Annotated in this window: 22 protein-coding genes; 15 read left to right on the forward strand and 7 right to left on the reverse strand. The window is 45.1% G+C overall.

Going from position 1 to position 22,328, the window contains the following annotated elements:
* Positions 1-8: 8 nt before the first annotated feature.
* The 4 genes from RBH91_RS08875 to RBH91_RS08890 all read right to left on the reverse strand — a co-directional run bounded on the left by RBH91_RS08875 (position 9) and on the right by RBH91_RS08890 (position 3,164).
* Complete coding sequence (locus RBH91_RS08875) at positions 9-518, reverse strand: MarR family transcriptional regulator (RefSeq protein WP_307894253.1); 510 nt, start codon at positions 516-518, stop codon at positions 9-11.
* Positions 519-589: 71 nt separating this feature from the next.
* Complete coding sequence (locus RBH91_RS08880) at positions 590-2,086, reverse strand: monooxygenase (RefSeq protein WP_307894254.1); 1,497 nt, start codon at positions 2,084-2,086, stop codon at positions 590-592.
* Positions 2,087-2,226: 140 nt separating this feature from the next.
* Positions 2,227-2,433, reverse strand: a complete 207-nt coding sequence (locus tag RBH91_RS08885; RefSeq protein WP_076760385.1) for a YlaI family protein — start codon at positions 2,431-2,433, stop codon at positions 2,227-2,229.
* A 119-nt stretch (positions 2,434-2,552) separates the two neighbouring features.
* Positions 2,553-3,164: a YhcN/YlaJ family sporulation lipoprotein gene (locus RBH91_RS08890; RefSeq protein ID WP_307894255.1), complete on the reverse strand. Its 612-nt coding sequence runs from the start codon at positions 3,162-3,164 to the stop codon at positions 2,553-2,555.
* A 154-nt stretch (positions 3,165-3,318) separates the two neighbouring features.
* Between RBH91_RS08890 and RBH91_RS08895 the strand changes: the two genes are divergently transcribed.
* A complete protein-coding gene (locus RBH91_RS08895) occupies positions 3,319-4,647 on the forward strand; it encodes a PhoH family protein (protein WP_076760387.1) in 1,329 nt (442 codons plus the stop codon).
* Positions 4,648-4,734: 87 nt separating this feature from the next.
* On the opposite strand, the gene RBH91_RS08900 is transcribed toward RBH91_RS08895, so the two are convergent.
* Entirely contained in the window at positions 4,735-5,217 is a 483-nt protein-coding gene (locus RBH91_RS08900; RefSeq protein WP_307894256.1) for a peptidyl-prolyl cis-trans isomerase, read from the reverse strand.
* A 117-nt stretch (positions 5,218-5,334) separates the two neighbouring features.
* Between RBH91_RS08900 and glsA the strand changes: the two genes are divergently transcribed.
* From glsA to pyc, 4 genes are all read left to right on the forward strand, one after another.
* Complete coding sequence (gene glsA, locus RBH91_RS08905; RefSeq protein ID WP_307894257.1) at positions 5,335-6,264, forward strand: glutaminase A; 930 nt, start codon at positions 5,335-5,337, stop codon at positions 6,262-6,264.
* A gap of 129 nt (positions 6,265-6,393) precedes the next feature.
* Complete coding sequence (locus RBH91_RS08910; RefSeq protein WP_076760390.1) at positions 6,394-6,675, forward strand: Fpa/YlaN family protein; 282 nt, start codon at positions 6,394-6,396, stop codon at positions 6,673-6,675.
* A gap of 339 nt (positions 6,676-7,014) precedes the next feature.
* Positions 7,015-8,226, forward strand: coding sequence for an FtsW/RodA/SpoVE family cell cycle protein (locus RBH91_RS08915; protein WP_307894259.1), 1,212 nt, complete (start codon positions 7,015-7,017; stop codon positions 8,224-8,226).
* Positions 8,227-8,303: 77 nt separating this feature from the next.
* Positions 8,304-11,750 carry a pyruvate carboxylase gene (gene pyc, locus RBH91_RS08920; RefSeq protein ID WP_307894260.1) on the forward strand — a complete coding sequence of 1,149 codons (3,447 nt, stop codon included), beginning with the start codon at positions 8,304-8,306 and terminating at the stop codon, positions 11,748-11,750.
* 83 nt (positions 11,751-11,833) lie between these two features.
* On the opposite strand, the gene RBH91_RS08925 is transcribed toward pyc, so the two are convergent.
* A complete protein-coding gene (locus tag RBH91_RS08925; protein ID WP_307894261.1) occupies positions 11,834-12,748 on the reverse strand; it encodes a COX15/CtaA family protein in 915 nt (304 codons plus the stop codon).
* A 400-nt stretch (positions 12,749-13,148) separates the two neighbouring features.
* On the opposite strand from RBH91_RS08925, the gene cyoE reads away from it, so the two are divergent.
* The 6 genes from cyoE (at position 13,149) to ctaG (ending at position 19,202) form a co-directional block, all read left to right on the forward strand.
* Positions 13,149-14,075: a heme o synthase gene (gene cyoE, locus RBH91_RS08930; protein WP_076760395.1), complete on the forward strand. Its 927-nt coding sequence runs from the start codon at positions 13,149-13,151 to the stop codon at positions 14,073-14,075.
* 276 nt (positions 14,076-14,351) lie between these two features.
* Positions 14,352-15,419: a cytochrome c oxidase subunit II gene (gene coxB, locus RBH91_RS08935; protein WP_076760396.1), complete on the forward strand. Its 1,068-nt coding sequence runs from the start codon at positions 14,352-14,354 to the stop codon at positions 15,417-15,419.
* A gap of 32 nt (positions 15,420-15,451) precedes the next feature.
* Positions 15,452-17,320 (forward strand): cytochrome c oxidase subunit I, encoded by a 1,869-nt coding sequence (gene ctaD, locus RBH91_RS08940; protein ID WP_083696856.1) that lies wholly within the window; start codon positions 15,452-15,454, stop codon positions 17,318-17,320.
* The gene (gene ctaE / locus RBH91_RS08945) at positions 17,320-17,943 is read left to right on the forward strand and encodes a cytochrome c oxidase subunit III (protein ID WP_307894262.1); all 624 of its coding nucleotides are present in this window, start codon (positions 17,320-17,322) and stop codon (positions 17,941-17,943) included. Before ctaD ends, ctaE begins: the two co-directional genes overlap by 1 nt.
* Before the next feature lies 1 nt (position 17,944).
* Complete coding sequence (gene ctaF / locus RBH91_RS08950) at positions 17,945-18,274, forward strand: cytochrome c oxidase subunit IVB (protein WP_076760399.1); 330 nt, start codon at positions 17,945-17,947, stop codon at positions 18,272-18,274.
* Positions 18,275-18,308: 34 nt separating this feature from the next.
* Positions 18,309-19,202, forward strand: a complete 894-nt coding sequence (gene ctaG, locus RBH91_RS08955) for a cytochrome c oxidase assembly factor CtaG (RefSeq protein ID WP_307894263.1) — start codon at positions 18,309-18,311, stop codon at positions 19,200-19,202.
* A gap of 56 nt (positions 19,203-19,258) precedes the next feature.
* On the opposite strand, the gene RBH91_RS08960 is transcribed toward ctaG, so the two are convergent.
* Entirely contained in the window at positions 19,259-19,618 is a 360-nt protein-coding gene (locus RBH91_RS08960; RefSeq protein WP_076760401.1) for a YugN family protein, read from the reverse strand.
* 173 nt (positions 19,619-19,791) lie between these two features.
* Here RBH91_RS08960 and RBH91_RS08965 point away from each other — a divergent pair, with 173 nt between their 5' ends.
* The 4 genes from RBH91_RS08965 (at position 19,792) to ylbD (ending at position 22,322) form a co-directional block, all read left to right on the forward strand.
* Entirely contained in the window at positions 19,792-20,238 is a 447-nt protein-coding gene (locus tag RBH91_RS08965) for a CBS domain-containing protein (RefSeq protein ID WP_076760402.1), read from the forward strand.
* Between the two features lie 151 nt (positions 20,239-20,389).
* Positions 20,390-21,433 carry a CAP domain-containing protein gene (locus RBH91_RS08970; protein ID WP_307894265.1) on the forward strand — a complete coding sequence of 348 codons (1,044 nt, stop codon included), beginning with the start codon at positions 20,390-20,392 and terminating at the stop codon, positions 21,431-21,433.
* 118 nt (positions 21,434-21,551) lie between these two features.
* Positions 21,552-21,686, forward strand: a complete 135-nt coding sequence (locus tag RBH91_RS08975; protein ID WP_307894266.1) for a hypothetical protein — start codon at positions 21,552-21,554, stop codon at positions 21,684-21,686.
* Positions 21,687-21,923: 237 nt separating this feature from the next.
* The gene (gene ylbD, locus RBH91_RS08980; RefSeq protein WP_307894268.1) at positions 21,924-22,322 is read left to right on the forward strand and encodes a YlbD family protein; all 399 of its coding nucleotides are present in this window, start codon (positions 21,924-21,926) and stop codon (positions 22,320-22,322) included.
* Positions 22,323-22,328: the final 6 nt, after the last annotated feature.

The following is a 22,328-nucleotide window of genomic DNA, read 5'->3' on the forward strand; positions in this document are numbered from 1 at the left end:
GCCAAGGGCTATGTCTTTTTGATGTCTTCCGCCAAAAAATCAGTTGCTAATAAATCGTGGAACAGTCTTCTGGCAAAAAGGATTTCCTCTGATGAGTAGCGGCTTAAAAAGCGTTTGAAGCGGCCCTCAATTTTCTCGTGCTCCCGCTGGTGGATGATATGCACTTGTCTTCCTTTTTGACTTAAGCGAAAGTAAATTTCTTTTTTATTGTCGCTGAGCTGTGTTTTGGTTATAAGGTCTTTTTTGATCAGCTTTGTGCTGATTCTTGATATAGTCGCCTTCGAAAATTCCATTTTCTCGGCAATCGACGTGACATTGATGGGCTCATTGTCACCAATGCAGGAGATCGTATGAATGTCAGACATGTTTAATTTCAGCTCGGATCCCAATTCGCGCTCCATCTGTTCGATCTCTTCAGAAATTCTTTCTTTCATGAGACTTTCTTGTTGTTCCTGCTGATGGATAAGTTTGATATACATGTCAAAAATCTCTTGCTTGGCGTGTGTTAAATATTCCATGCAGAAAGCCGGCTCCTTTGGTCCATTTTCTGCTATGATTATATCATTTTGTTGCGCATGAAACAAAGTGGTTATGCTGACTGAATGTGAACATTTCCGCACCAGCGCCGAATTCCGTCTGCAATCCATTGTTCAGACTCTGCTTGAGAGCGGCTGACTGCCCAGGCAACATGACCGTCGGGACGGATCAAGGCTGCTTTGACATCATCCCATTCCGGCCGGTCATCAATCGCTTTTGCTCTGATGATTCGGACGTGAGGAAGATCTGGAAGTTTGATTTGCTCTTCTCCAAACGTCACATATAAAAAGCTTCCTTTATGAAGGAATGAGTAAAGGTGTTTGGTATTGCCGCCAGCAAGCGTAAGTTCAAAATCGGGAAGCCGCTTTCCGTTTAGGTGATGTTCGGGCATCTTTTCATCAGCTTCATAATCTACGCTGAGAGCCGTAATTTGTTCTGCCAGATAACGGTTCACATTAGGGAAAGTCAGGAGGCTGGACAATAAGTCGCGGAGGTAAAGCCCTTCTCGTGTAAAATCAAACAGTTTTGTTTGAATTTGCGTATTGCGGAGAAGCTCTGCTCCAACGGGATGCCTTTCCGTGTGATAGGTGTCAAGAAGCCAGTCGGAAGACCGTCCGTTGATAACGGCGGCAAGCTTCCAGCCGAGATTCATCGCGTCTTGGAGGCCTACGTTCAGACCTTGTCCTCCAGCTGGGAAATGAATGTGTGCGGCATCTCCCGCCAAGAATAATCTTCCTGAGCGATAACATTCCGCCAGCCGGCTGGCATTTCCAAAACGGGACATCCAAACAGGATGATTGATACCGAAATTGGTCCCGCAGATGCTGGTGATATCCTTTTTTAATTCTTCCAATGTGACAGGTTCATGCAGCAATGGCTGGGGCTTGTACGATGCCATGCTGATCACGCGGTAGATGCCGGGTGACAAAGGTACGATGACGACGGCACCTTCCTGATTGATGCATGTATGAAAGTGAGATTTCGGCGGATTTTCCAGCGCGACATCCCCGAGTTTGGCGGTCACGCTTGCATCCGTTCCGAAAAAAGCGATCTTCGCCTGTTTACGGACGGTGCTTCCCGCTCCGTCTGCGCCGACGATATATGACGCCGTTAAAAACGACAGACCATCAGGGCCTTGGACGACAAGCTCAGCACTTTCTTCACGTTGACGGACAGCCAATACCTCATGACCGCGAAGAATGCAAACACCGAGATGTTGCACGTGTTCTTCAAGCACTTTCTCAGTCTCAGTTTGAGGGATAAACAGTGTATAATTTGCCCGTGTATCGAGCAAAGAGAAATCCAAAGCCTGGTTAAGCCCTGCAAAGTGACCGGCGGGAAGCGGCCTGCCTTTTTCCTTGAATCGTTCAGCGAGGCCCCTCATTTCCAATATTTCGATTGAACGCGGGTGAAGAGTCAGCGCTTTTGAATAGTGGGAAGGCGTATGACGCCGTTCAATGATACATGTGCGGACTCCGGCCAGCGCCAGTTCGGAAGCTGTCATCAAACCGACGGGGCCTCCTCCTACAATGAATACATCAAAATCCATATCAATCACTCCTTTTTGTTACGATAGAAACAATTTAAAAATAATACAAATCAAAATGTTTATCAACCATTTTGGTTCATTTTGTTTCGTTCGTAACAAAAAAGTATAAAAAAAGACATGAACGCTCGTCCATGTCTTTTTTATGACTTTACCTGCTCTTTTTCTTTTCTGTGCGGATATAATTTAAAGCGGCCGGTTTTTATCCGGTTCTCTGTTTTTCGTTTGATTCGTTCGTGGCATTCATCACACAAATAGGTATGTATAGGCCGATTTCGAAGCCGTTTGGCAATTTGTGTGTCATCATCGATTTTGTCGATTTTGTCGCATAATGAACACTTTACCCTCACTTTTTTCACCTCGCTTATGCTTCATTATATCACTAATGAAGGCGGCAAATAAATTTTCAGCAGAAAAAAGGAAAAAGCTCATGCCGTCAAGAAAGGTAAAGGCACAAGCTTTTTTGCCGTTATTGTCTGTTTTTCATATGTTTATTTGATTGATCATTCTGCTGTTTTTCAAGCTGTTTTTGCCTATTGTCATTCAGCTGGTCATTGTTTGACTTGGTCGGATTTGTTTTTTGGTCGTCTGTCGCATCATTCGGCACTTCTGGAAGAACGCGTCCAACAATCGCTGCCAGTTCATCAAGGATGCCTTTAACAGGCCGTCCTGCCTGAATTTCTCTTCCCATTGCCCTGAGGCGGTTAACGGTGTCGGGATCTGCTACGACGGCCGCGTTTGCACCGTAAGGATCATCTTGCAGGGCTTCTGCGACCGAATATTTAATCGACTCGACTTTACTGCGTTCCAAATTATCTTTTACATCAATTCCAACGACGGCAAGCCTTCCGAGGACAATGGCGGTAGCGTCATTTACACCGGGAACGTTTTCGGTTATTTTGACAAGACGCTTTGATATGGCCTGCCCGTCTTCTCTGTTTACTGGCTCTTGAGCGGTATTTTTCACATGAATCGGCCTGTTGCCCGGCAGTTCATTTGCTTCGTTTTGGGCATTGTTTTGAATGCCGCAGGCTGAAAGCAGAATAGCGGTTTGAATGAAGATCAAAAAAATGATTCGCACTTGAGCTTGCCTCCTTAAAAATGCTTTCAATATTTTTATTGTTGAATTAACCTTCTATCTTTATTCACAAAAACATATATTTTAGCGGGCGCTCCATCAGCTTTTAACCCGCTTAAGAATAAAAGGCTAAAAATCCTGATCAGGAGGCGAAAGATTGAGTAAAATTTATGTGCTAGATACGAATGTGCTATTGCAGGATCCGAATTCAATCTTTTCTTTCGAAGATAATGAGGTTGTCATTCCGGCTGTCGTATTGGAGGAAGTCGATTCAAAGAAACGCTACATGGATGAAATTGGGAGGAATGCAAGACGCGTATCTAAACTGATAGATGATTTGCGCTTAAAAGGAAGACTGTATGAAAACGTGCCCCTTCACAATGGGGGGAGTATCAGAATCGAACTCAACCACCGCTCCTTTCAGCAGCTTCAGGATATTTTTATAGAAAAAACAAACGACAACCGCATATTAGCAGTGGCGAAAAACCTGAGCCTTGAAGAAGAAACAAAAGAAGGCGGGCGTCCCGTCATACTCGTCAGCAAAGATATGCTGATCCGCGTTAAAGCCGATGCCATCGGCTTGATGTCCGAGGATTTTTTGCATGACAGGGTTGTTGACAATGATGATATATACAGCGGCTTTACCGAAATGTACATCCAAACCGATCAGATGAATTCATTTTATGAGAACCACTATTTGCCGCTTGACGGGATCAGCAGTGAACCGCTTTGTCCGAACCAGTTTATTGTCATGAAGGATGCGCTCGGCAGTTCATCCTCTGCGATCGGAATCGTTGATCAACGTGGAAAAGCCGTCAAAAAGCTGATTTTCGATCAGGAGCAGGTTTGGGGCATCCGTTCGAGAAATGTACAGCAGACGATGGCGCTGGAACTTCTTTTAAGACAAGACATTCCGCTTGTAACGTTGATCGGAAAAGCCGGCACCGGGAAAACACTGCTTGCCTTGGCTGCGGGCCTGCTGCAGACGGAGGACTTGGGTCATTTCAAAAAGCTGGTCGTCACAAGACCGATCGTCCCCGTCGGCAAGGATATCGGCTATCTTCCCGGGGAAAAAGAAGAAAAGCTTCGTCCTTGGGTGCAGCCGATTTTTGATAATCTGGAATATTTGTTTAATGCCAAAAAGCCCGGGGAGCTTGATGATATTTTAGCTGGAATGGGCTCCATTCAAGTGGAAGCCCTCACATATATTCGGGGCAGGAGCATTCCTGATCAATTCATTATCATTGATGAGGCCCAAAACCTGACCAAGCATGAGGTTAAAACGCTTCTTACACGAGTCGGGGAAGGCAGCAAAATCGTATTGATGGGGGATACAGAACAGATTGACCATCCGTATCTGGATGCGATGAATAACGGTTTGGCTTATGTTGTGGAGCGCTTTAAAGAACAAAAGATTTCCGGAAACGTGAAGCTTTTAAAAGGGGAGCGTTCAGGACTTGCAAGGCTTGCAGCCGATTTGCTGTAAAGAAAAAACCTGGAGGTCATCCAGGTTTTTCAGCCTGCCTGAGGTTTGAACGGTGAACATCCGTTTTCAGGCCGAACTGTTTTTTGATTATATCATGTGAATTTCTTTTACATGTTTAATCGGATTCGAGCGGTTTGAACCGTCTTCAAAATAGACATGTACAGGACCGTCTTCTGTCAGAGGCTTCCCCTTTTTGCTGAAACAGAGAATCGCCCGGTAAGCTTCTTCAATCGAGATTGAAAACTCATCATGCTCTGTTTTAAAGAGGCACTGAACAGCGGATTCAGACACCTCCGCGTTTTTTAAAAACGGTTCAAGCCTGATCGCAAATGTACCATCAAGCAGTTTTTCTTTTTCATATTTCTTCTCTGATTTCAGTGTCGGAGGCGCTACAGCACCCTCCCTGATTAAGCGCTCCCGGTCAATCTCCAGCTCTTCGGCCTCATGATGATCGGCTCCTTGACTTGAAAAAAACTGATCGAGATCGAATTTTCGGTCGTCAAAAATCCATACGCTTGGATCGAGTGTAATCGGATATTTTACTTTCCCTGTAATCGTCACTATCTCCATTTCTTTACCACTCCCTCACAGCGATTATAAGCGCTTTCTTTCGAATTGTCACTTCTCATAACAACGGCCTTCTTAGGGAAAGCTAAGAGAAAAGACGCTCGGATGGAGGGGAAAAATGTGAACTGCCGGCATAATGAAGAGCTCGAATATTTTGTCGCGGAAGCAAAAAAAGTAACCGACGAAGGGAAGGTCGCATCTTACATACCGGCTTTGGCCGAATTATCAGAAGATGATTTGTCAGTCGCGGTCTACTATACGGACGGGACATGTGTTTCTGCGGGAGATGTAGAAAAAGCCTTCACGCTTCAAAGTATTTCAAAGGTACTGTCGCTCGCTCTTGTTTTAATCGACCACGGCCCGGAAAAAGTGTTCCATTATGTAGGACAAGAGCCGACAGGTGATCCGTTCAACTCCATCATCAAACTTGAAACCGTCAATCCGGGCAAGCCGCTGAATCCGATGATAAACGCCGGCGCATTAGTGGTGACAAGCATGATAAAAGGAACGACGACATCTGACAAAATCACCAAGCTCCTCGATTTTGTCAGAACGCTTGCGAATAATCCGGGCATCACCTTTTGTGAAAAGGTCGCGGAATCCGAGTTTAAAACTTCGATGGTCAATCGGGCGATGTGCTATTATATGAAAGAGCATGGTATCTTTCAGGCAAAAGTCGAAGATGTCATGGATGTTTATACAAAGCAATGCGCCATTGAAATGAACAGTCTTGACCTGGCTAAAATCGGCTGTGTCTTTGCCTTGAACGGCAAGCATCCCGAAACAGGGGAGCAGATCATTCCGAAAGATATCGCCAGAATCTGCAAAACGTTTATGGTCACATGCGGCATGTACAATGCCAGCGGCGAATTTGCGATTAAAATCGGCATACCTGCAAAAAGCGGTGTCTCGGGGGGGATTATGGGGCTGGCCCCATACCGCTTTGGCATCGGAATATTCGGTCCGGCTTTGGATGAAAAAGGAAACAGCATTGCCGGAATCCGGCTGCTTGAGCTCTTATCTGCTAATTACAGTTTAAGCATTTTTTAAGAGGCCGGCGGAATGGAGAAGCCATTTATGAAATACAGCGAAAGGGCAGAAATAGCTTGCTTTTTTTTAGTATAGGCTTTATTATAAATAGAAGAATTAGGTACTCGCCTGGGGAACGGAGGGATACTTTTGGCGTCTGAGATTATAGTCGACCATCGTGAAAAAGCACTTGCCTTGTTAAAACGTGATGCTGATAAAATCTTGAAGCTGATTCAAGTGCAAATGGACAACTTAACGATGCCTCAATGTCCTCTTTATGAAGAGGTTTTAGATACACAAATGTTCGGACTCTCTAGAGAAATTGACTTCGCTGTCCGCCTTGGATTGGTAGATGAAGAAGAGGGAAAAGATTTGCTTTACAGGCTGGAGCGTGAATTGTCTGCATTGCATGATGCATTTACAAAAAAATAAATGAATCACTCAGTAGAACTACTTTAGTCTGAGTCAGCTTGTCGACGATGATGTCTGTGAAAACAGACTGCCGACAGGCTTTTTTTATTATGTTCACCAGAATGAAATCGTCCTTTTCATCGTTTATGGAGGAATGAACATTGTTTATGACGAATAAACGAAGACATATACTTTGCCGATAAAAAAACAGAACTGCAATTGTGCACCGAAAGACGGACTTTCTTTCTGAAGAATATCGAAGTTTATAAAAGGGTATCCTTCGTTCTTTTTAAGAAATTGTAGTAAAATAACGAAGGAGCTATCACAAACATTTTGAAGGCAAGTAAGGAAGAGGATAATATGTTAAAAAGAATGCTCAAATCCTATGATTATTCATTAATTTTTGCTGTATTTCTCCTGTGCGGGTTCGGTCTCGTCATGGTATACAGCTCAAGCATGATCACAGCGGTGACAAGATACGGAAAGGAGAGCGACTTCTTTTTTGACAGGCAGCTCATGTTTTTGGCGCTCGGAATGATCATCTTTTTGTTCATGGCGCTTTTTCCGTATAAGGCTTTTGCCAATCAAAAATTTCAAAAGATTTTGCTGCTCGTTTCTGTTCTCGCCTTGTTCGCGCTGTTTCTTGTCGGCCATGTGGCCGGGAACGCCCAAAGTTGGTTCAAAATCGCAAACTACGGCATCCAGCCGGGGGAGTTTGCCAAGCTGACCGTTATCTTGTATCTTTCTTCCGTTTATGCCAAAAAACAAAGCTATATTGACAACTTGGGAGCTGGAATCGCCCCCCCTGCGATCATCACGCTCTTCATTTGCGCATTGGTTGCCGTTCAGCCCGATATCGGGACGGCTTCCATTATCGGATTGATTGCTTTGTGCATTATTCTGTGCTCGGGATTCAGCGGGAAAACGCTGCTCAAACTCGTCCTTTTGACAGGTATTGTTCTTCTGCTTGTCAGTCCGCTGATTTTATTAAATTTGGACAACATCTTAACGGAAGGACGGCTGAACCGTTTTGAAAGCTATCAAAACCCTTTCAAAGACGCAAAAGGTTCAGGATTTCAGGTCGTGAATTCCTACCTTGCGATCGGTTCGGGAGGACTGTTTGGCCTAGGGCTTGGAGAGAGTGTACAAAAGTACGGATACTTGCCTGAAACGCACACCGACTTTATCATGGCGATCATCGCCGAAGAGCTTGGCATTTTTGGCGTCTTGTTTGTCGTGCTGTTGCTCGGTTTCATCGTTTTAAAAGGATTTTATATCGCCAGGAAATGCGATGATCCGTTTGGCAGCCTGCTTGCAATTGGAATATCAAGCATGATCGCCATCCAGTCGTTCATAAACTTAGGAGGCATCTCCGGTTTGATTCCTTTGACAGGGGTTACGCTCCCGTTTATCAGCTATGGCGGTTCTTCGCTCGTCGTGCTGATGGCAAGCGCGGGGATATTGGTGAATATCAGCATGTTTAATGATTATTTTGATCGGTACAAACGAAAACAGCCTGTCAATACTACAAAAATCAAAGAAAATCAATATAAAAAAAGTATAAATTTTTAAAAAACTAAGCGTGTACAGGCATGCTGGATTCATTTAGAATAGATACATACTTAAAACAGCGGATGAGGGGGAACGACATGTCACAACAGTCTATACAAAAAGTTCTTGTTGCAAACAGAGGGGAAATCGCAATTCGCGTTTTTCGCGCTTGTACAGAACTGAATATCCGTACGGTAGCCATCTATTCTAAAGAAGACAGCGGATCATATCACAGATACAAAGCGGATGAAGCATATTTGGTTGGCGAAGGGAAAAAGCCGATCGATGCTTACCTCGATATTGAAGGGATCATTGAGATTGCCAAGCGCAACCATGTGGACGCCATCCATCCCGGATACGGCTTTCTATCTGAAAACATCCAATTTGCCAAGCGATGTGAAGAGGAAGGGATCATCTTTATAGGACCGACCTCAGAACATTTGGATATGTTCGGAGACAAAGTCAAAGCCCGTGAACAGGCTGAAAAAGCTGGAATCCCTGTGATCCCGGGAAGCGACGGGCCTGTGGCCGATATAGGGGATGTAAAGCGCTTTGCGAAAGAGTACGGCTATCCGTTTATTATTAAAGCGTCTCTTGGCGGCGGAGGCCGGGGCATGCGGATTGTCAGAGAAGAGTCTGAGCTCCAGGAATCTTATGACCGTGCAAAATCAGAAGCGAAAGCCGCTTTTGGAAATGATGAAGTCTATGTGGAAAAGCTGATTGAAAAGCCGAAGCATATAGAAGTTCAAGTGATCGGAGACAAAGAAGGAAATGTGGTGCACCTTTATGATCGGGACTGTTCTGTGCAAAGGCGTCATCAAAAGGTCATCGAAGTGGCGCCGAGCGTTTCCCTCTCCGATTCACTCAGGGAAAACATTTGCGACGCAGCCGTTGCACTTGCGAAAAACGTCAACTATGTCAATGCGGGCACAGTCGAATTCTTAGTCGCAAACGATGAGTTTTTCTTTATTGAAGTCAATCCGCGCGTTCAGGTTGAGCACACCATTACAGAAATGGTGACAGGCGTCGATATCGTTCAGACGCAGATTATGATTGCCGGCGGACTCAGCCTGAAAAGCGCTGAAGTCAGCATTCCGAATCAAGACGCCATTACCCTGCACGGATACGCGATTCAGTCAAGGGTGACAACTGAGGACCCGTCAAACAACTTTATGCCTGACACAGGAAAGATTATGGCATACCGCTCAGGAGGAGGATTCGGGGTTCGCCTTGATACGGGAAACAGTTTTCAGGGGGCCGTGATTACGCCTTATTATGACTCTCTGCTCGTGAAGCTTTCAACATGGGCCCTGACGTTCGAACAGGCGGCCGCCAAAATGGTCCGAAACCTTCAGGAGTTCCGGGTCAGAGGAATCAAAACCAACATTCCTTTCCTTGAAAATGTCGCCAAGCACGAAAAATTCCTGACCGGACAATACGATACTTCTTTTATTGATTCAACGCCTGAGCTCTTTGTGTTTCCAAAACAAAGAGACCGCGGCACAAAAATGCTGACGTATATCGGCAATGTAACGGTGAACGGATTCCCTGGAATCGACAAGAAGAAGAAGCCGGAATTTGACAAGCCGCAGATCATCAAAACAAATGTGGATCAGCCGCTTGCCGACGGTACGAAACAGATCCTTGATGAACGGGGGGCAGAGGGACTCGTCAAGTGGGTGAAAGACCAGCAAGAAGTCCTTCTCACCGATACGACGTTCCGCGATGCCCATCAGTCATTGCTCGCGACAAGAATCCGCACGCATGACCTAAAGAAAATTGCCAACCCGACAGCGGCGGTCTGGCCTGAACTGTTCAGCCTTGAAATGTGGGGCGGGGCTACCTTTGATGTAGCATACCGTTTCTTAAAAGAGGACCCTTGGAAAAGGCTTGAAGAAATGCGAAAAGAGATTCCGAACACGATGTTCCAAATGCTTTTGAGGTCGTCAAATGCCGTCGGCTATAAAAACTACCCTGACAACCTGATTAAAAAGTTCGTCAGTGAATCGGCGGAAGCCGGAATCGATGTGTTCCGTATTTTTGACAGCCTGAACTGGGTTAAAGGCATGACGCTTGCGATTGATGCGGTCCGTGACACAGGAAAACTCGCCGAAGCAGCGATCTGTTATACCGGCGACATTCTTGATCCGAACAGAACGAAATATAATCTTGAGTACTATACTTCGATGGCCAAGGAGCTTGAAGCGGCTGGAGCCCACATTCTCGGCATTAAGGATATGGCAGGTCTGTTACGGCCTCAGGCAGCTTATGAGCTGGTGTCCGCATTGAAAGAGTCGATCGATATACCGATCCATCTGCACACACATGATACGAGCGGCAATGGCATTTACATGTATGCCAAGGCGATTGAAGCGGGTGTTGATATCGTCGATGTGGCGGTAAGTTCAATGGCGGGGTTAACTTCCCAGCCAAGTGCAAGCTCGCTTTATCATGCTCTTGAAGGGGATAAACGCCGTCCGCGGCTGAATGTTGATGCAGTTGAATCTTTGTCTCAATATTGGGAATCCGCCAGAAAATACTACAGTGAGTTTGAGAGCGGAATGAACGCGCCTCATACCGAAATTTACAAGCATGAAATGCCTGGTGGCCAATACAGCAATCTTCAGCAGCAGGCGAAAGGAGTCGGTCTCGGCGACCGCTGGAATGAAGTGAAAGAGATGTACAGCCGGGTCAACCATCTGTTTGGAGATATTGTAAAGGTTACGCCGTCATCCAAAGTGGTAGGGGATATGGCGCTTTACATGGTGCAAAATAAGCTGACTGAAAAAGACATCTTTGAAAGAGGAGAATCCCTTGATTTCCCTGATTCAGTCGTCGAGCTTTTTAAAGGTTATCTCGGACAGCCTCACGGCGGGTTCCCCGAGAAGCTGCAAAAGCTGATTTTGAAAGGGCAGGAGCCGATTGCCGTCCGTCCTGGAGAACTGCTTGAACCGGTTTCTTTTGCTGACTTGAAAGCTGAATTTTTAGAAAAGCATGATGCTGAGCTTACGGATCAGGATGCTGTCGCATATGCGTTATATCCAAAAGTGTTTACAGAGTATGTCAAAACGGCAGAGCTGTACGGGGATATTTCCGTACTGGATACACCGACCTTTTTCTACGGCATGACGCTCGGTGAAGAGATTGAAGTCGAGATTGAAAGAGGAAAAACGCTGATCGTTAAACTGGTCTCAATCGGAGAACCTCGTCCTGATGCGACCAGAATCGTCTATTTTGAACTGAATGGACAGCCTCGTGAAGTGGTCATTAAAGATGAGAGCATTAAATCGTCTGTTCACCAAAAAGTCAAAGCAGACCGTTCAAACCCGAACCATATCGCGGCTTCCATGCCGGGAACGGTGATTAAGCTTCTCATTGGAAAAGGCGATAAAGTCAATAAAGGCGATCATTTGATGATCAACGAAGCGATGAAAATGGAAACGACTGTCCAGGCTCCGTTTTCAGGAACGATTGAGAACATTCATGTTGCCAACGGAGAAGCCATTCAAACCGGTGATCTTCTCCTTGAAATGAAAAAAATCTAAGTAACTGTGCCGCCGGCTTTAGTCGGCGGCCTTTTCTCTAGCATAAAAAAAAGCCCCTGTTTCCATACAGGGGCTTTTGGCGTTTATTTTTGTGTTTTGGCTTGACGGCGGTAGCGGACAACCAGCAGCAGGAAGTAGCAGAGAATCCCGAACAAACAAGAAATAAAGAATGCGTGGGCAAGGGCGAATCCCAGGTCCAGGCGGCTCAGGACAACCATCACTCCTGACGCTGCCTGAAGAATGATTAGAATCAGGGATATGATCCAGCCCCAATAAATCCGTTTTTGGTTTTTATAATGTTTTGCAGCATGAATCACAGCTATGATAATCCAGGCGAAAAGAAGGAACGCGGCTGCTCTGTGGCCCATCTGCACCCATTCATGAAACTTCGTCGGCAGCCAGCCGTTTGCCGTGCTGCACATCGGAAAATCGAGGCAGGCAAGGCTTGAGGTCGTATGCCGGACATAGGCACCTGTATAAACAACGATATATGTGTATATAATGGTTCCTATTATATGAAACTGCATGGTTTTTCCTATATAAAAAGCTTCAGCTTTTTCCCGGCTGTCAGCTTCAAAGAGCAGGAGCGTCAGAAGCAGAACTGAAGCGAAGGAAATAAGCGAAATACCAAAATGCAGCGCCATGATTAAATCTGATGACCCGAACACAACGGCTGCGGCTCCCAAAAGGGCCTGAAGAATGAGAAAGATTACCGACATAATGGCGAGAAATTTTGTTTCTCTAATATGGCCGATTTTTTTCCAGGACCAAATGGCGAGGGCGAGCACGAGAATCCCGGAAGTTCCGCTGACAAACCTATGGCTCCATTCAATGATCGATTCCAACGTTAAAGCCGGGAATATGCTTCCATTGCAGAGCGGCCATGATCTGCCGCAGCCCATTCCCGAGCCTGTCTTCGTGACGAGCGCTCCGCCAATCAGCACGAAGAGCATGGCAATGGTTGTGATAATTCCCAAGCCTTTTAATGCTTTATTCATATAAACTCAATTCTCCTTTTAATGCAAACTGACTAAAAAAATGATAATCCACCTTCAAGTTTAAGCGAATTGATGTTCTGGTGCAATTCATAATCCTGATTGTTCACAAAAATGCAATAGAAGGAGTTCACATTTTTCTTGGATTTGAAGACTTGATTATTCTGGTTTCGTTTGATAGAACTATATTTGAATGACGGTGGTTTTTCGCCCTTGTTCACAATTTTTCCTTCATCTGTAATGGAAGTCATAAAAAATTCACAAATATAAACCGGTTTGTCGATTAATATTTAATAGGCTGTTTTTTTCCAACCGGTAATCTTGTATGATAGAGTTGTAGGTTTTTTATGAATATACCGCTTCTCTTGACGTGATGAAGGTTTGAGTAAGGGGGGTTAATATTATGGCTGAATCCAGAATTACAGCTGATACAGCAATGAATGGACAAATAGAAGAAACGACAGCATGGAAGGATTTCCTCGCCCTTATCAAAGTCGGGATTGTTTACTCAAACCTGATAACAACTTTTACGGGTATGTGGCTCGCTTTTTATTTATCTAATCTGAGCTTTTTAGGAAACCTGGATATCGTGCTGTTCACTTTAGCTGGATCATCGCTGATTATCGCAGGGTCATGCGTCATCAACAACTATTATGACCGCGATATTGACCAGCTTATGCAGCGGACGAAAACAAGGCCGACTGTGACTGGCAAAATCCAGCCTTCACAGGCGCTGTGGTTTGGCATTTTGCTGATTGCACTCGGTTTTATCATGCTGCTTATGACCACGGTGACTGCTGCTGTCGTAGGGTTTGTCGGCGTCTTTACGTATGTTTTTCTTTATACGATGTGGTCAAAGCGCCGCTATACCATCAATACGATTATCGGAAGCATATCGGGAGCTGTTCCTCCTCTGATCGGGTGGACCGCTGTCCAAGGCTCCATCGGTGTGGAGGCATGGGTGCTGTTTTTAATTATGTTTATTTGGCAGATCCCTCACTTTCTCGCGCTTGCGATTAAGAAAACGGAGGACTACAGAGCCGCAAACATCCCGATGCTGCCCGTTATACATGGTTTTGAAGTGACGAAAAGACAAATTATCATTTGGATTGCCTGCTTAATGCCGCTGCCGTTTTTCCTTGGCGGACTTGGCTTGCCGATCGTGATTTTGGGCACAGTATTAAATATCGGTTGGCTCATTTGCGGCCTTATCGGCTTCAGAAGTAAAAATGTCATGAAGTGGGCAACGCTCATGTTTGTATATTCATTAAATTACTTGACCATTTTCTTCGTGGCCATGGTCGTATTTACACTTTTTAAAATTGGATAGAACTCTATAATTCATCACATTGAAGGCTATCACTTAACACTTCAAGCAGACAACAATCATGTAAAAGCCGCCTTATCGATTTTTCGATTATGTTTATAGGCGGCTTTACGTTCATACATAGATGGTATTTTGAGTAAAAAACCTCATTATTTAAGAAAAGAGGAAATGTAAGTGCTTTAATTTAGGGTAGGGAGTCAGGTGGATGAATGGGGTGTCCTATAAAAGCTTAAGTAGTGAAAGTTCCAAAAGGATTGATTGAAAAGGGGTTGGGATGAAATGTTAAAAAAATGGCGTCTGATTTCGCTGTTCACTATTTTGGCGCTCGTTTTAACAGGGTGCGGAGAACCGTTTTTATCAACGCTGAAGCCTGCGGGAGAAGTGGCTGATAAGCAATATTTCTTAATGGTTCTCAGCACGCTGATCATGGTGGTCGTCGTTGTAGTGGTGAGCTTCATATTTGTGTTTGTCATCGTGAAATACAGAAGGTCTAAGCTCGGTGATGACCACATGCCGAAACAGGTAGAAGGAAACCGCAATTTAGAAATCTTATGGACTGTTATTCCGATTCTTCTTCTTCTTGTCCTTGTCGTACCTGTTGTCGCACAGACATTTGATTTGGCGGATACAAAGCCGATGGATAAGAAAAACAGAGACCCTGAGAAAGCGCTGGTCGTCAATGTCAGGGCAAACCTGTACTGGTGGGAATTCGAGTATCCTGATTACGGCGTTGTAACAAGCCAGGAACTGGTTGTGCCGACAGATGAACGCGTTTATTTTAAACTGAAAGCCTCGGATGTCAAGCATTCATTCTGGGTGCCTTCAGCCGGCGGAAAAGTTGACACGAATACAGACAACGAAAACAAATTCTTCTTGACGTTCGATTCAAAACGGGCCAAAGACGCGGGTGAATATTTTTACGGCAAGTGTGCTGAACTTTGCGGGCCATCCCACGCTTTAATGGATTTTAAAGTTAAAGCGGTTTCTAAGGATCAGTTCAATAAGTGGATGAACAAGATGGAAAACTATGATGCGAAGCCGAAAACAGACCTTGCTGTTGAAGGAGAAAAAGTCTTCAAAGAGAAGAACTGCCTAAGCTGTCATGCGACCGATTCAAAAGATCAAAGGGCAGAGGCCGCCAGAACGGCGCCGAATCTCGCGACCTTTGGAGAAAGGTCAAAAATTGCCGGTGTCAAGGAGTTTAATGATGAGAACCTAAAGGCATGGCTCAAGGATCCTGAAAGCATTAAACCGGGCAATAAGATGACCGGAACATACCCTGATTTAAATGAGAGGGAACTTGATGCATTGACTGAATATCTTAAGGGGTTAAAAACGGAAGACTAACGCTTCAAAGGGAGAATGAGGGAGGTTACATTGTGAGTACGCTTAGAAAAAAGCAAGGTTTTGGGGCTGTATTATGGGACTATTTAACAACTGTCGATCATAAAAAGATTGCTGTGCTTTATTTAGTGGCTGGCGGATTCTTCTTTGTGCTCGGAGGACTAGAAGCGATGATGATCCGGATCCAGCTGATGATACCTGAGAATGACATCGTCAGCGCGGGGGTCTACAATGAGATCATGACGATGCACGGCACAACGATGATTTTTCTGGCGGCCATGCCGCTTCTGTTTGCCTTGATGAATGCCGTAGTTCCGCTGCAAATCGGAGCGCGGGATGTCGCATTTCCATTCTTGAATTCACTCGGATTTTGGCTGTTCCTTTTCGGCGGTCTCTTTCTGAATTTAAGCTGGTTTTTGGGAGGGGCGCCTGATGCCGGCTGGACGTCATATGCTTCACTGTCCCTTGAGTCAGAGGGGCATGGAATCGACTTCTTTGTGCTCGGTCTGCAAATCTCAGGGATCGGTACACTGATTGCAGGGATCAACTTTTTGGCGACGATCATCAACATGAGAGCCCCCGGAATGACGTATATGAGACTTCCGCTGTTTACGTGGACGACGTTTGTGGCTTCCGCACTCATACTGTTCGCTTTCCCTCCTTTAACGGTCGGAATCGCGCTCTTGATGTTTGACAGATTGTTCGGCACAAGCTTTTTCAATCCTGAATTAGGCGGAAATACGGTAATCTGGGAGCATCTGTTCTGGATTTTCGGCCACCCTGAAGTTTATATTCTCATTTTGCCGGCGTTCGGAATCTTTTCAGAAATCATACCGGTTTTTGCCCGGAAAAGGCTTTTTGGCTATTCTTCGATGGTGTTCGCGACCGTACTGATCGGCTTTTTAGGATTCATGGTGTGGGCTCACCACATGTTTACGACAGGGCTCGGACCTGTGGCAAACGCCATTTTTGCGGTGGCGACAATGGCCATTGCCGTTCCGACGGGAATCAAAATCTTCAACTGGCTTCTGACGGCCTGGGGCGGGAGCATCAAGTTTACGACGCCGATGCTTTATGCGATATCTTTTATTCCGTCTTTCGTCATGGGCGGGGTGACAGGGGTCATGCTTGCTGCGGCACCCGCGGACTATCAGTTTCATGATACGTACTTTGTCGTTGCTCATTTCCATTACGTCATCATAGGCGGAGTTGTATTTGCCCTCTTGGCAGGCGCTCATTACTGGTGGCCGAAAATGTTCGGCAAAATGCTCAGCGAGCCTTTAGGAAAGATTACATTTGTGCTCTTTTTCATCGGCTTCCACCTGACATTCTTTATCCAGCATTGGCTTGGATTATGGGGGATGCCGCGGCGCGTGTTCACATTTCTGCCGAACCAGGGATTTGACATGGCGAACATGGTCAGCTCAATCGGCGCATTGTTTATGGCGGCAGCGGTCATTATACTGCTGATCAACATTATTATGACGACCGCAAAAGGGGAGAAAGTCGGCAGCGATCCTTGGGGCGACGGAAGAACGCTTGAATGGGCCGTATCTTCACCGCCTCCGGAATACAATTTCAAACAGCTGCCGCTGGTCAGAGGACTTGATGCTTTATGGATTGAGAAAAGAGCCGGCAAGCGTTCGATGACAGCGGCTGAGCCTTTGCAGGATGTTCACATGCCAAACGGCTCCATTCTTCCTTTCTTTATGTCCTTGGGGCTTTTTGTATCGGCATTTGGCTTTATGTATCGAACGGAATTTGCCTGGGGGCTACCTGTCATCCTGATCGGACTGGGAATCACGTTCCTGTCGATGCTCCTTCGGTCTGTTATTGATGACCACGGGTATCATATTCATAAAGAAGATCTGATGGATGACGATGACAAAGGGGTGAAGGCATAATGCATACAGAAGAGAAATTAACAGCTGATACCTTCCCGGCTTCTCCTGAGAAAGCAACTTTAGAAGGGAAAAATAAGTTTATCGGATTTTGGCTATTTCTCGGAGGAGAGACGGTTCTGTTCGCGTCTCTCTTTGCGACTTATCTTGCGCTGAAGGAATCGAATGCAGGGGGGCCGAAAACGAATGAAATGTTTGAAATCGGCCTTGTATTTGTGGCGACGATGCTCCTGTTGACGAGCAGTTTGACAAGCGTATATGCCATGTATCACATGAAGAATTTTGCCTTTAAAAAAATGCAGATTTGGCTTGGAATTACCGTTTTGCTCGGCGCCGGCTTCCTTGCACTGGAGATCTATGAATTCACGCATTATGTTCACGAATATGAATTTACCATTACAAGCTCTGCTCTCGGTTCTGCTTTTTATACCCTTGTCGGCACGCACGGAGCCCACGTAACCTTCGGGCTTCTCTGGATTCTCACATTAATGATCCGGAACATGAGACGCGGCCTGAGCTTGTACAACACGCCGAAATATTTTGTTGCGAGCCTTTACTGGCACTTTATCGACGTTGTCTGGGTATTTATCTTTACCGTTGTATACTTAATGGGGATGGTGGGATAGAATGGTGAATAACGAAAACAGAGGAAACCCCAAAACAGACCTCATCTACCGCAGAAAGAAAAATGCGGAGGACATGAGATATCAGGTCATTTCATTCGGTTTAATGATCGGCCTGACCATTGTTGCCTTTTTGACAGTCGCTTCAGACGCCGGAGTTTGGTTTACGGTACCGTTCATTCTTTTGCTGGCGGTCATTCAGGTTGCGTTTCAGCTTTATTATTTTATGCATATGAGTCAGCGGGGGCATGAAGCGCCATCTTTATTCCTCTATTCAGGAGTTTTGGTCGCATTCGTTACCGTTTTGGCTTTTATGACGCTTATTTGGTGGTAGTTCTACGCGATGCACAGAAAGGAGGATGCTCATGATGGGCAGCCTTGAAATATTTGGTTTTCGCGCCCTTTGGAGCCCCTATTTCCTAGGGGCTGTCCTTTTCATTATCGGCCTTTATTTTTTTCTGATCAAACGCTTCGGATCTGAAGGTGAACGGGCTTCCAGGAAAGAAATCAGCCTGTTTCTGTCGGCTATGATCCTTCTCTATGTTTCAAAGGGAAGTCCTCTTGATTTGCTCGGACATATCCTGTTCAGCGCTCATATGGCACAGATGGCGATTTTATACTTGATGGTACCGCCCCTCATCATTCTTGGGGTACCGGCCTGGCTATGGAAGAAATTGATTTTTCGGCCGATTGTCAAACCGCTGTTTCGGTTTTTCACAAAGCCTTTGATCGCGATCATTGTGTTTAACGGTTTATTTTCGATGTACCATATTCCGCTTGTCTTTGATTTTGTTAAAACAGATGCCGTTTACCACGCGGTGATCACGGTTTTGATTTTTATTGCCGGTTTTTTCATGTGGTGGCCGCTGATTCATCGAATCGAAGAGCTGCCGCAAATGAACGGCCTTTTAAAAATGGGCTACATTATGGCGGACGGCATATTGCTGACGCCTGCATGCGCTTTGATTATGTTCAGCAATACCGCCTTATATTCGACGTATTCAGACCCGTCAGCCTGGGTGGAAGCGATGAAGCTGTGTGTTCCGCTTGACATGCTGAGCGGGATGTCGCTCACAGGGCCGGAAATGTTCAGTAGCATGCCCGTTCTTGAAGACCAGCAGTTGGGCGCCATCGTGATGAAAATCATCCAGGAAATTGTGTATGGAACGTTTTTGGCGATTATTTTCTTCAGCTGGGCTAAAAAAGAAAGAGCAAAGGATGAAGAAGAGCTGGATGAGTATTCTCCATCAACAGTACATTGACACGAAAAAAAGGTACAGCCCTTAAAACCGGCTGTACCTTTTTTATGTACATCTTTTTAAACCTCAAGCGCAGAAACTTTTTCTTTAATATTTTTTAAAACAGATTGGCTTGTTTGAAGCAATTGTTTTGGAAAATGCTCTTCTTCTCCGTACTCCACCCCATGCGGATAATAATATTTTCCTAAGAGCGGCGTCATCAGCTTAATGACGGCACGTCTTGCTCCAACGTCGCCTTCCATCGTATACCCGAAGACGCGCAGATAGTATCTGCCTTCCACCATGTCAAATTTGCGGTCATATGTCACACGTTCATAATCCCATTGTCCAGCCCTGACGAATCCTTCATTTTCCATGATATCGTCCAGCCGATTAAGATCAGCGGTCAGTCCTTCAATACCGGATTTTTCAAATTTCATCCCTTAAAGCCCCCTTTTTAAAAAATTACCTTTACTGACAATCATAGTATGAAAGCGTTAAACTTTCAATCCTGGCTTAAGCCGATAAACGAAATATTTTATGAAAAGTATGAATCATGGGAGGCTTGACGACAATATGAACAAAGTCTAAAGACAAGAGGGAGGTCTTTTTGTTGACAAGCGTTAAGGATATCATGACAAAGGATATTTTATATTGTACGGTGCTGGATAATGTATACGAGGCAGCCGTGAAAATGAAAGACGGAGATGTCGGAGCGATTCCGGTTGTGCTTGACGATCATCGAGAACTGGTCGGGATCGTGACGGACAGGGATTTGGTATTGCGCGGAATAGCTGCAAAAAAACCGAATTCGCAGAAGGTGACAAATGTGATGACGACAGAGCTTGTTACATTGAATGAAGATGATTCGATTGAGAAAGCAATCGATCTCATGGGAGATTTTCAGATCAGAAGGATTCCGGTGATGAATGGAAAAACATTGACAGGCATCATCACGCTTGGTGACGTTTCAACTTATGAAAAATCAAATGAGCAGGCTGGAGACGCTCTGACGTTTATTTCAGAAAACGAAGAGAGATCCGGAGATTTTCTTCATTAAAAACATATTTGATATCAAATTCTAATAGGCTGTATTATCATTGAAAATTCACGTCAGTTCTGTTTAAATGACACTAAAGACTAAGTTTTTGGCGGAATGTGATGGTTACCGTTTTTATGGATAGATTGACCGATTAGCTGGAGGTGAAAATTTGAAAAATGTTTTTAGAGCTTTTGTGATTCTTCTGATCGTCGCGGCATCGTACGCTCTTTTTATTCAATACGGTTCAAATCCCGAAAAAATTGTCAAAGAAGACAAGCCGCAAGTCTCCAGCAATGATACGAAGAAGGAAAAATCTTTAAACATTCCTTCGTCTGGTTTGCTTTCGTTTATCGGAGAATCGGCTGAAACAGTCGAAAAGAAATTAGGAAAGCCCGACAGAGTCGATCCTTCAGCATATGATTATGAATGGTGGGTTTACAATAAAGGGAAAAAACAGTATGTGCAAATTGGCATTCTAAACAACAAGGCGGTGACGCTTTTCGCCACAGGCGATGGTGTCAACACATCTCCATTTAAAATTGGACAGCCTACGAGAGACGTTTTTAAAACAACCCAGATCGCACCGTATGTCAATGTCAAATACGACGGCAATTCATACCGGTTTGAGTTTTCAGAGGAAGACATGAACACGAGGCCCACTGTGAAAGCTGATGGTCTCTATGTTCAGCTGTATATGGATAAATTTGAAGGAACTTTATCGAGCATCAGGGCATTTGATGCGGAAACGTTGATCAAACAAAGGCCGTATGAAGTGGTATACAGAGGAACACTGATTGAAACGAAAGCTCTGACAGAATCGGATTGGAAGGAAATTGAGAAGGCAAATGAAAAGCAGATATTTGATTTGACCAATGTGATCCGCGCAAGGCATGGCCTTTCTCAGCTGAATTGGGATGACTCCGTCTCAAAGGTTGCATACGGACACAGCAGTGATATGAAAGAACATCGCTATTTCTCACATGTTTCAGAAACGGAAGGTACACTAAAAGACCGTCTTGAAAAAGGAAAAGTGAATTTTGAGCAGGCGGGAGAAAATATCGCGCTCAACTATGTTGACGGACCTGCTGCCGTTGAAGGCTGGCTGAACAGTGAAGGACATAGAAAAGCGCTGTTACATGCGGACTATACCCATCTCGGAGTAGGGGTGGATGAAAAATATTATACGCAAAACTTTATTAAGCAATGGCAATAGTGACAAAGCATGGCAAGCCCGGGGGAAAAACCCGGGCTTGTTTTTATGCAGCACCCTCGATTGACTGAGTTTTGACTGTCCATACTTGATGTGCCGCCGTATAGAGCGAAGTTTTGACATGAATCAGGCTCGTATGCTGGAGGTTTTGGAGAAAAACGGTATTGAGACGATTCCGATTGATGTTTTTCAAATCAGGAAAATGGGCGGCGGCATTCATTGCTCGACACGGCCGCTTGCAAGGGAAGAGATCTAGCGGTTCAGTCCGGCCTGTAAACGCCCGGAGCCTTGGGCGTAGCCAGCCAGTATACATTTCAAAAACAGCAAAAAACCTCCGGTATCCGAATGCAGCCTAGAAAACCGTCTAAAGTTTGCGGACGGACAACGTTTCAGCACACAAAATCAGGCGTCCTAAGGCGCAAATTAGGCGAACAAATTTGGTTCGGGCCGGATACATTATATTAGGCACTTGTTTTCGGAGGGGGTGTAGACGTTGGCAAATCAAAACGCCCAATCATCTATTGATAAGTTTAAGCAGTTTATTAAACGGCATCCTAAGCTGATTTCCGAAGTTCGAAAAGGGGAAAAGAGCTGGCAGGAAGTTTATGAAAACTGGGTTTTGCTGGGGGAAGATGACGCCATTTGGGATCCGTACAGAGAAAATGAAAAAACAAAAGAAAAGGCGTCTGGAGAGAGCGGCAAAAACGATTTTATCTCTAAAATGGTGACCGCTGTCAGAAGGATGGACGCCAACCAGATGAATGAACAAATCGATAAAATGAGCCAGTCTATTTCTTCGCTGCAAAGCTTGCTCAGCCAGTTTTCGGGCGGAAGCCAAAAGAATGAAAACCATGGCGGCGGGCAGCATCCATTTTCTTTCCGAAAAGATTAGCAAAGG

The organism is Bacillus swezeyi, from assembly GCF_030908325.1.
GTDB lineage: Bacteria > Bacillota > Bacilli > Bacillales > Bacillaceae > Bacillus > Bacillus swezeyi.

Excerpts from the sequence above, each read along its gene's own strand:
- RBH91_RS08875 (WP_307894253.1), bottom strand. The coding sequence starts at position 518 with ATGGAATATTTAACACACGCCAAGCAAGAGATTTTTGACATGTATATC.
- RBH91_RS08880 (WP_307894254.1), bottom strand. The coding sequence starts at position 2,086 with ATGGATTTTGATGTATTCATTGTAGGAGGAGGCCCCGTCGGTTTGATG.
- RBH91_RS08900 (WP_307894256.1), bottom strand. The coding sequence starts at position 5,217 with ATGGAGATAGTGACGATTACAGGGAAAGTAAAATATCCGATTACACTC.
- RBH91_RS08915 (WP_307894259.1), top strand. The coding sequence starts at position 7,015 with ATGTTAAAAAGAATGCTCAAATCCTATGATTATTCATTAATTTTTGCT.
- pyc (WP_307894260.1), top strand. The coding sequence starts at position 8,304 with ATGTCACAACAGTCTATACAAAAAGTTCTTGTTGCAAACAGAGGGGAA.
- RBH91_RS08925 (WP_307894261.1), bottom strand. The coding sequence starts at position 12,748 with ATGAATAAAGCATTAAAAGGCTTGGGAATTATCACAACCATTGCCATG.
- cyoE (WP_076760395.1), top strand. The coding sequence starts at position 13,149 with ATGGCTGAATCCAGAATTACAGCTGATACAGCAATGAATGGACAAATA.
- coxB (WP_076760396.1), top strand. The coding sequence starts at position 14,352 with ATGTTAAAAAAATGGCGTCTGATTTCGCTGTTCACTATTTTGGCGCTC.
- ctaE (WP_307894262.1), top strand. The coding sequence starts at position 17,320 with ATGCATACAGAAGAGAAATTAACAGCTGATACCTTCCCGGCTTCTCCT.
- ctaF (WP_076760399.1), top strand. The coding sequence starts at position 17,945 with ATGGTGAATAACGAAAACAGAGGAAACCCCAAAACAGACCTCATCTAC.
- ctaG (WP_307894263.1), top strand. The coding sequence starts at position 18,309 with ATGGGCAGCCTTGAAATATTTGGTTTTCGCGCCCTTTGGAGCCCCTAT.
- RBH91_RS08960 (WP_076760401.1), bottom strand. The coding sequence starts at position 19,618 with ATGAAATTTGAAAAATCCGGTATTGAAGGACTGACCGCTGATCTTAAT.
- RBH91_RS08975 (WP_307894266.1), top strand. The coding sequence starts at position 21,552 with ATGAATCAGGCTCGTATGCTGGAGGTTTTGGAGAAAAACGGTATTGAG.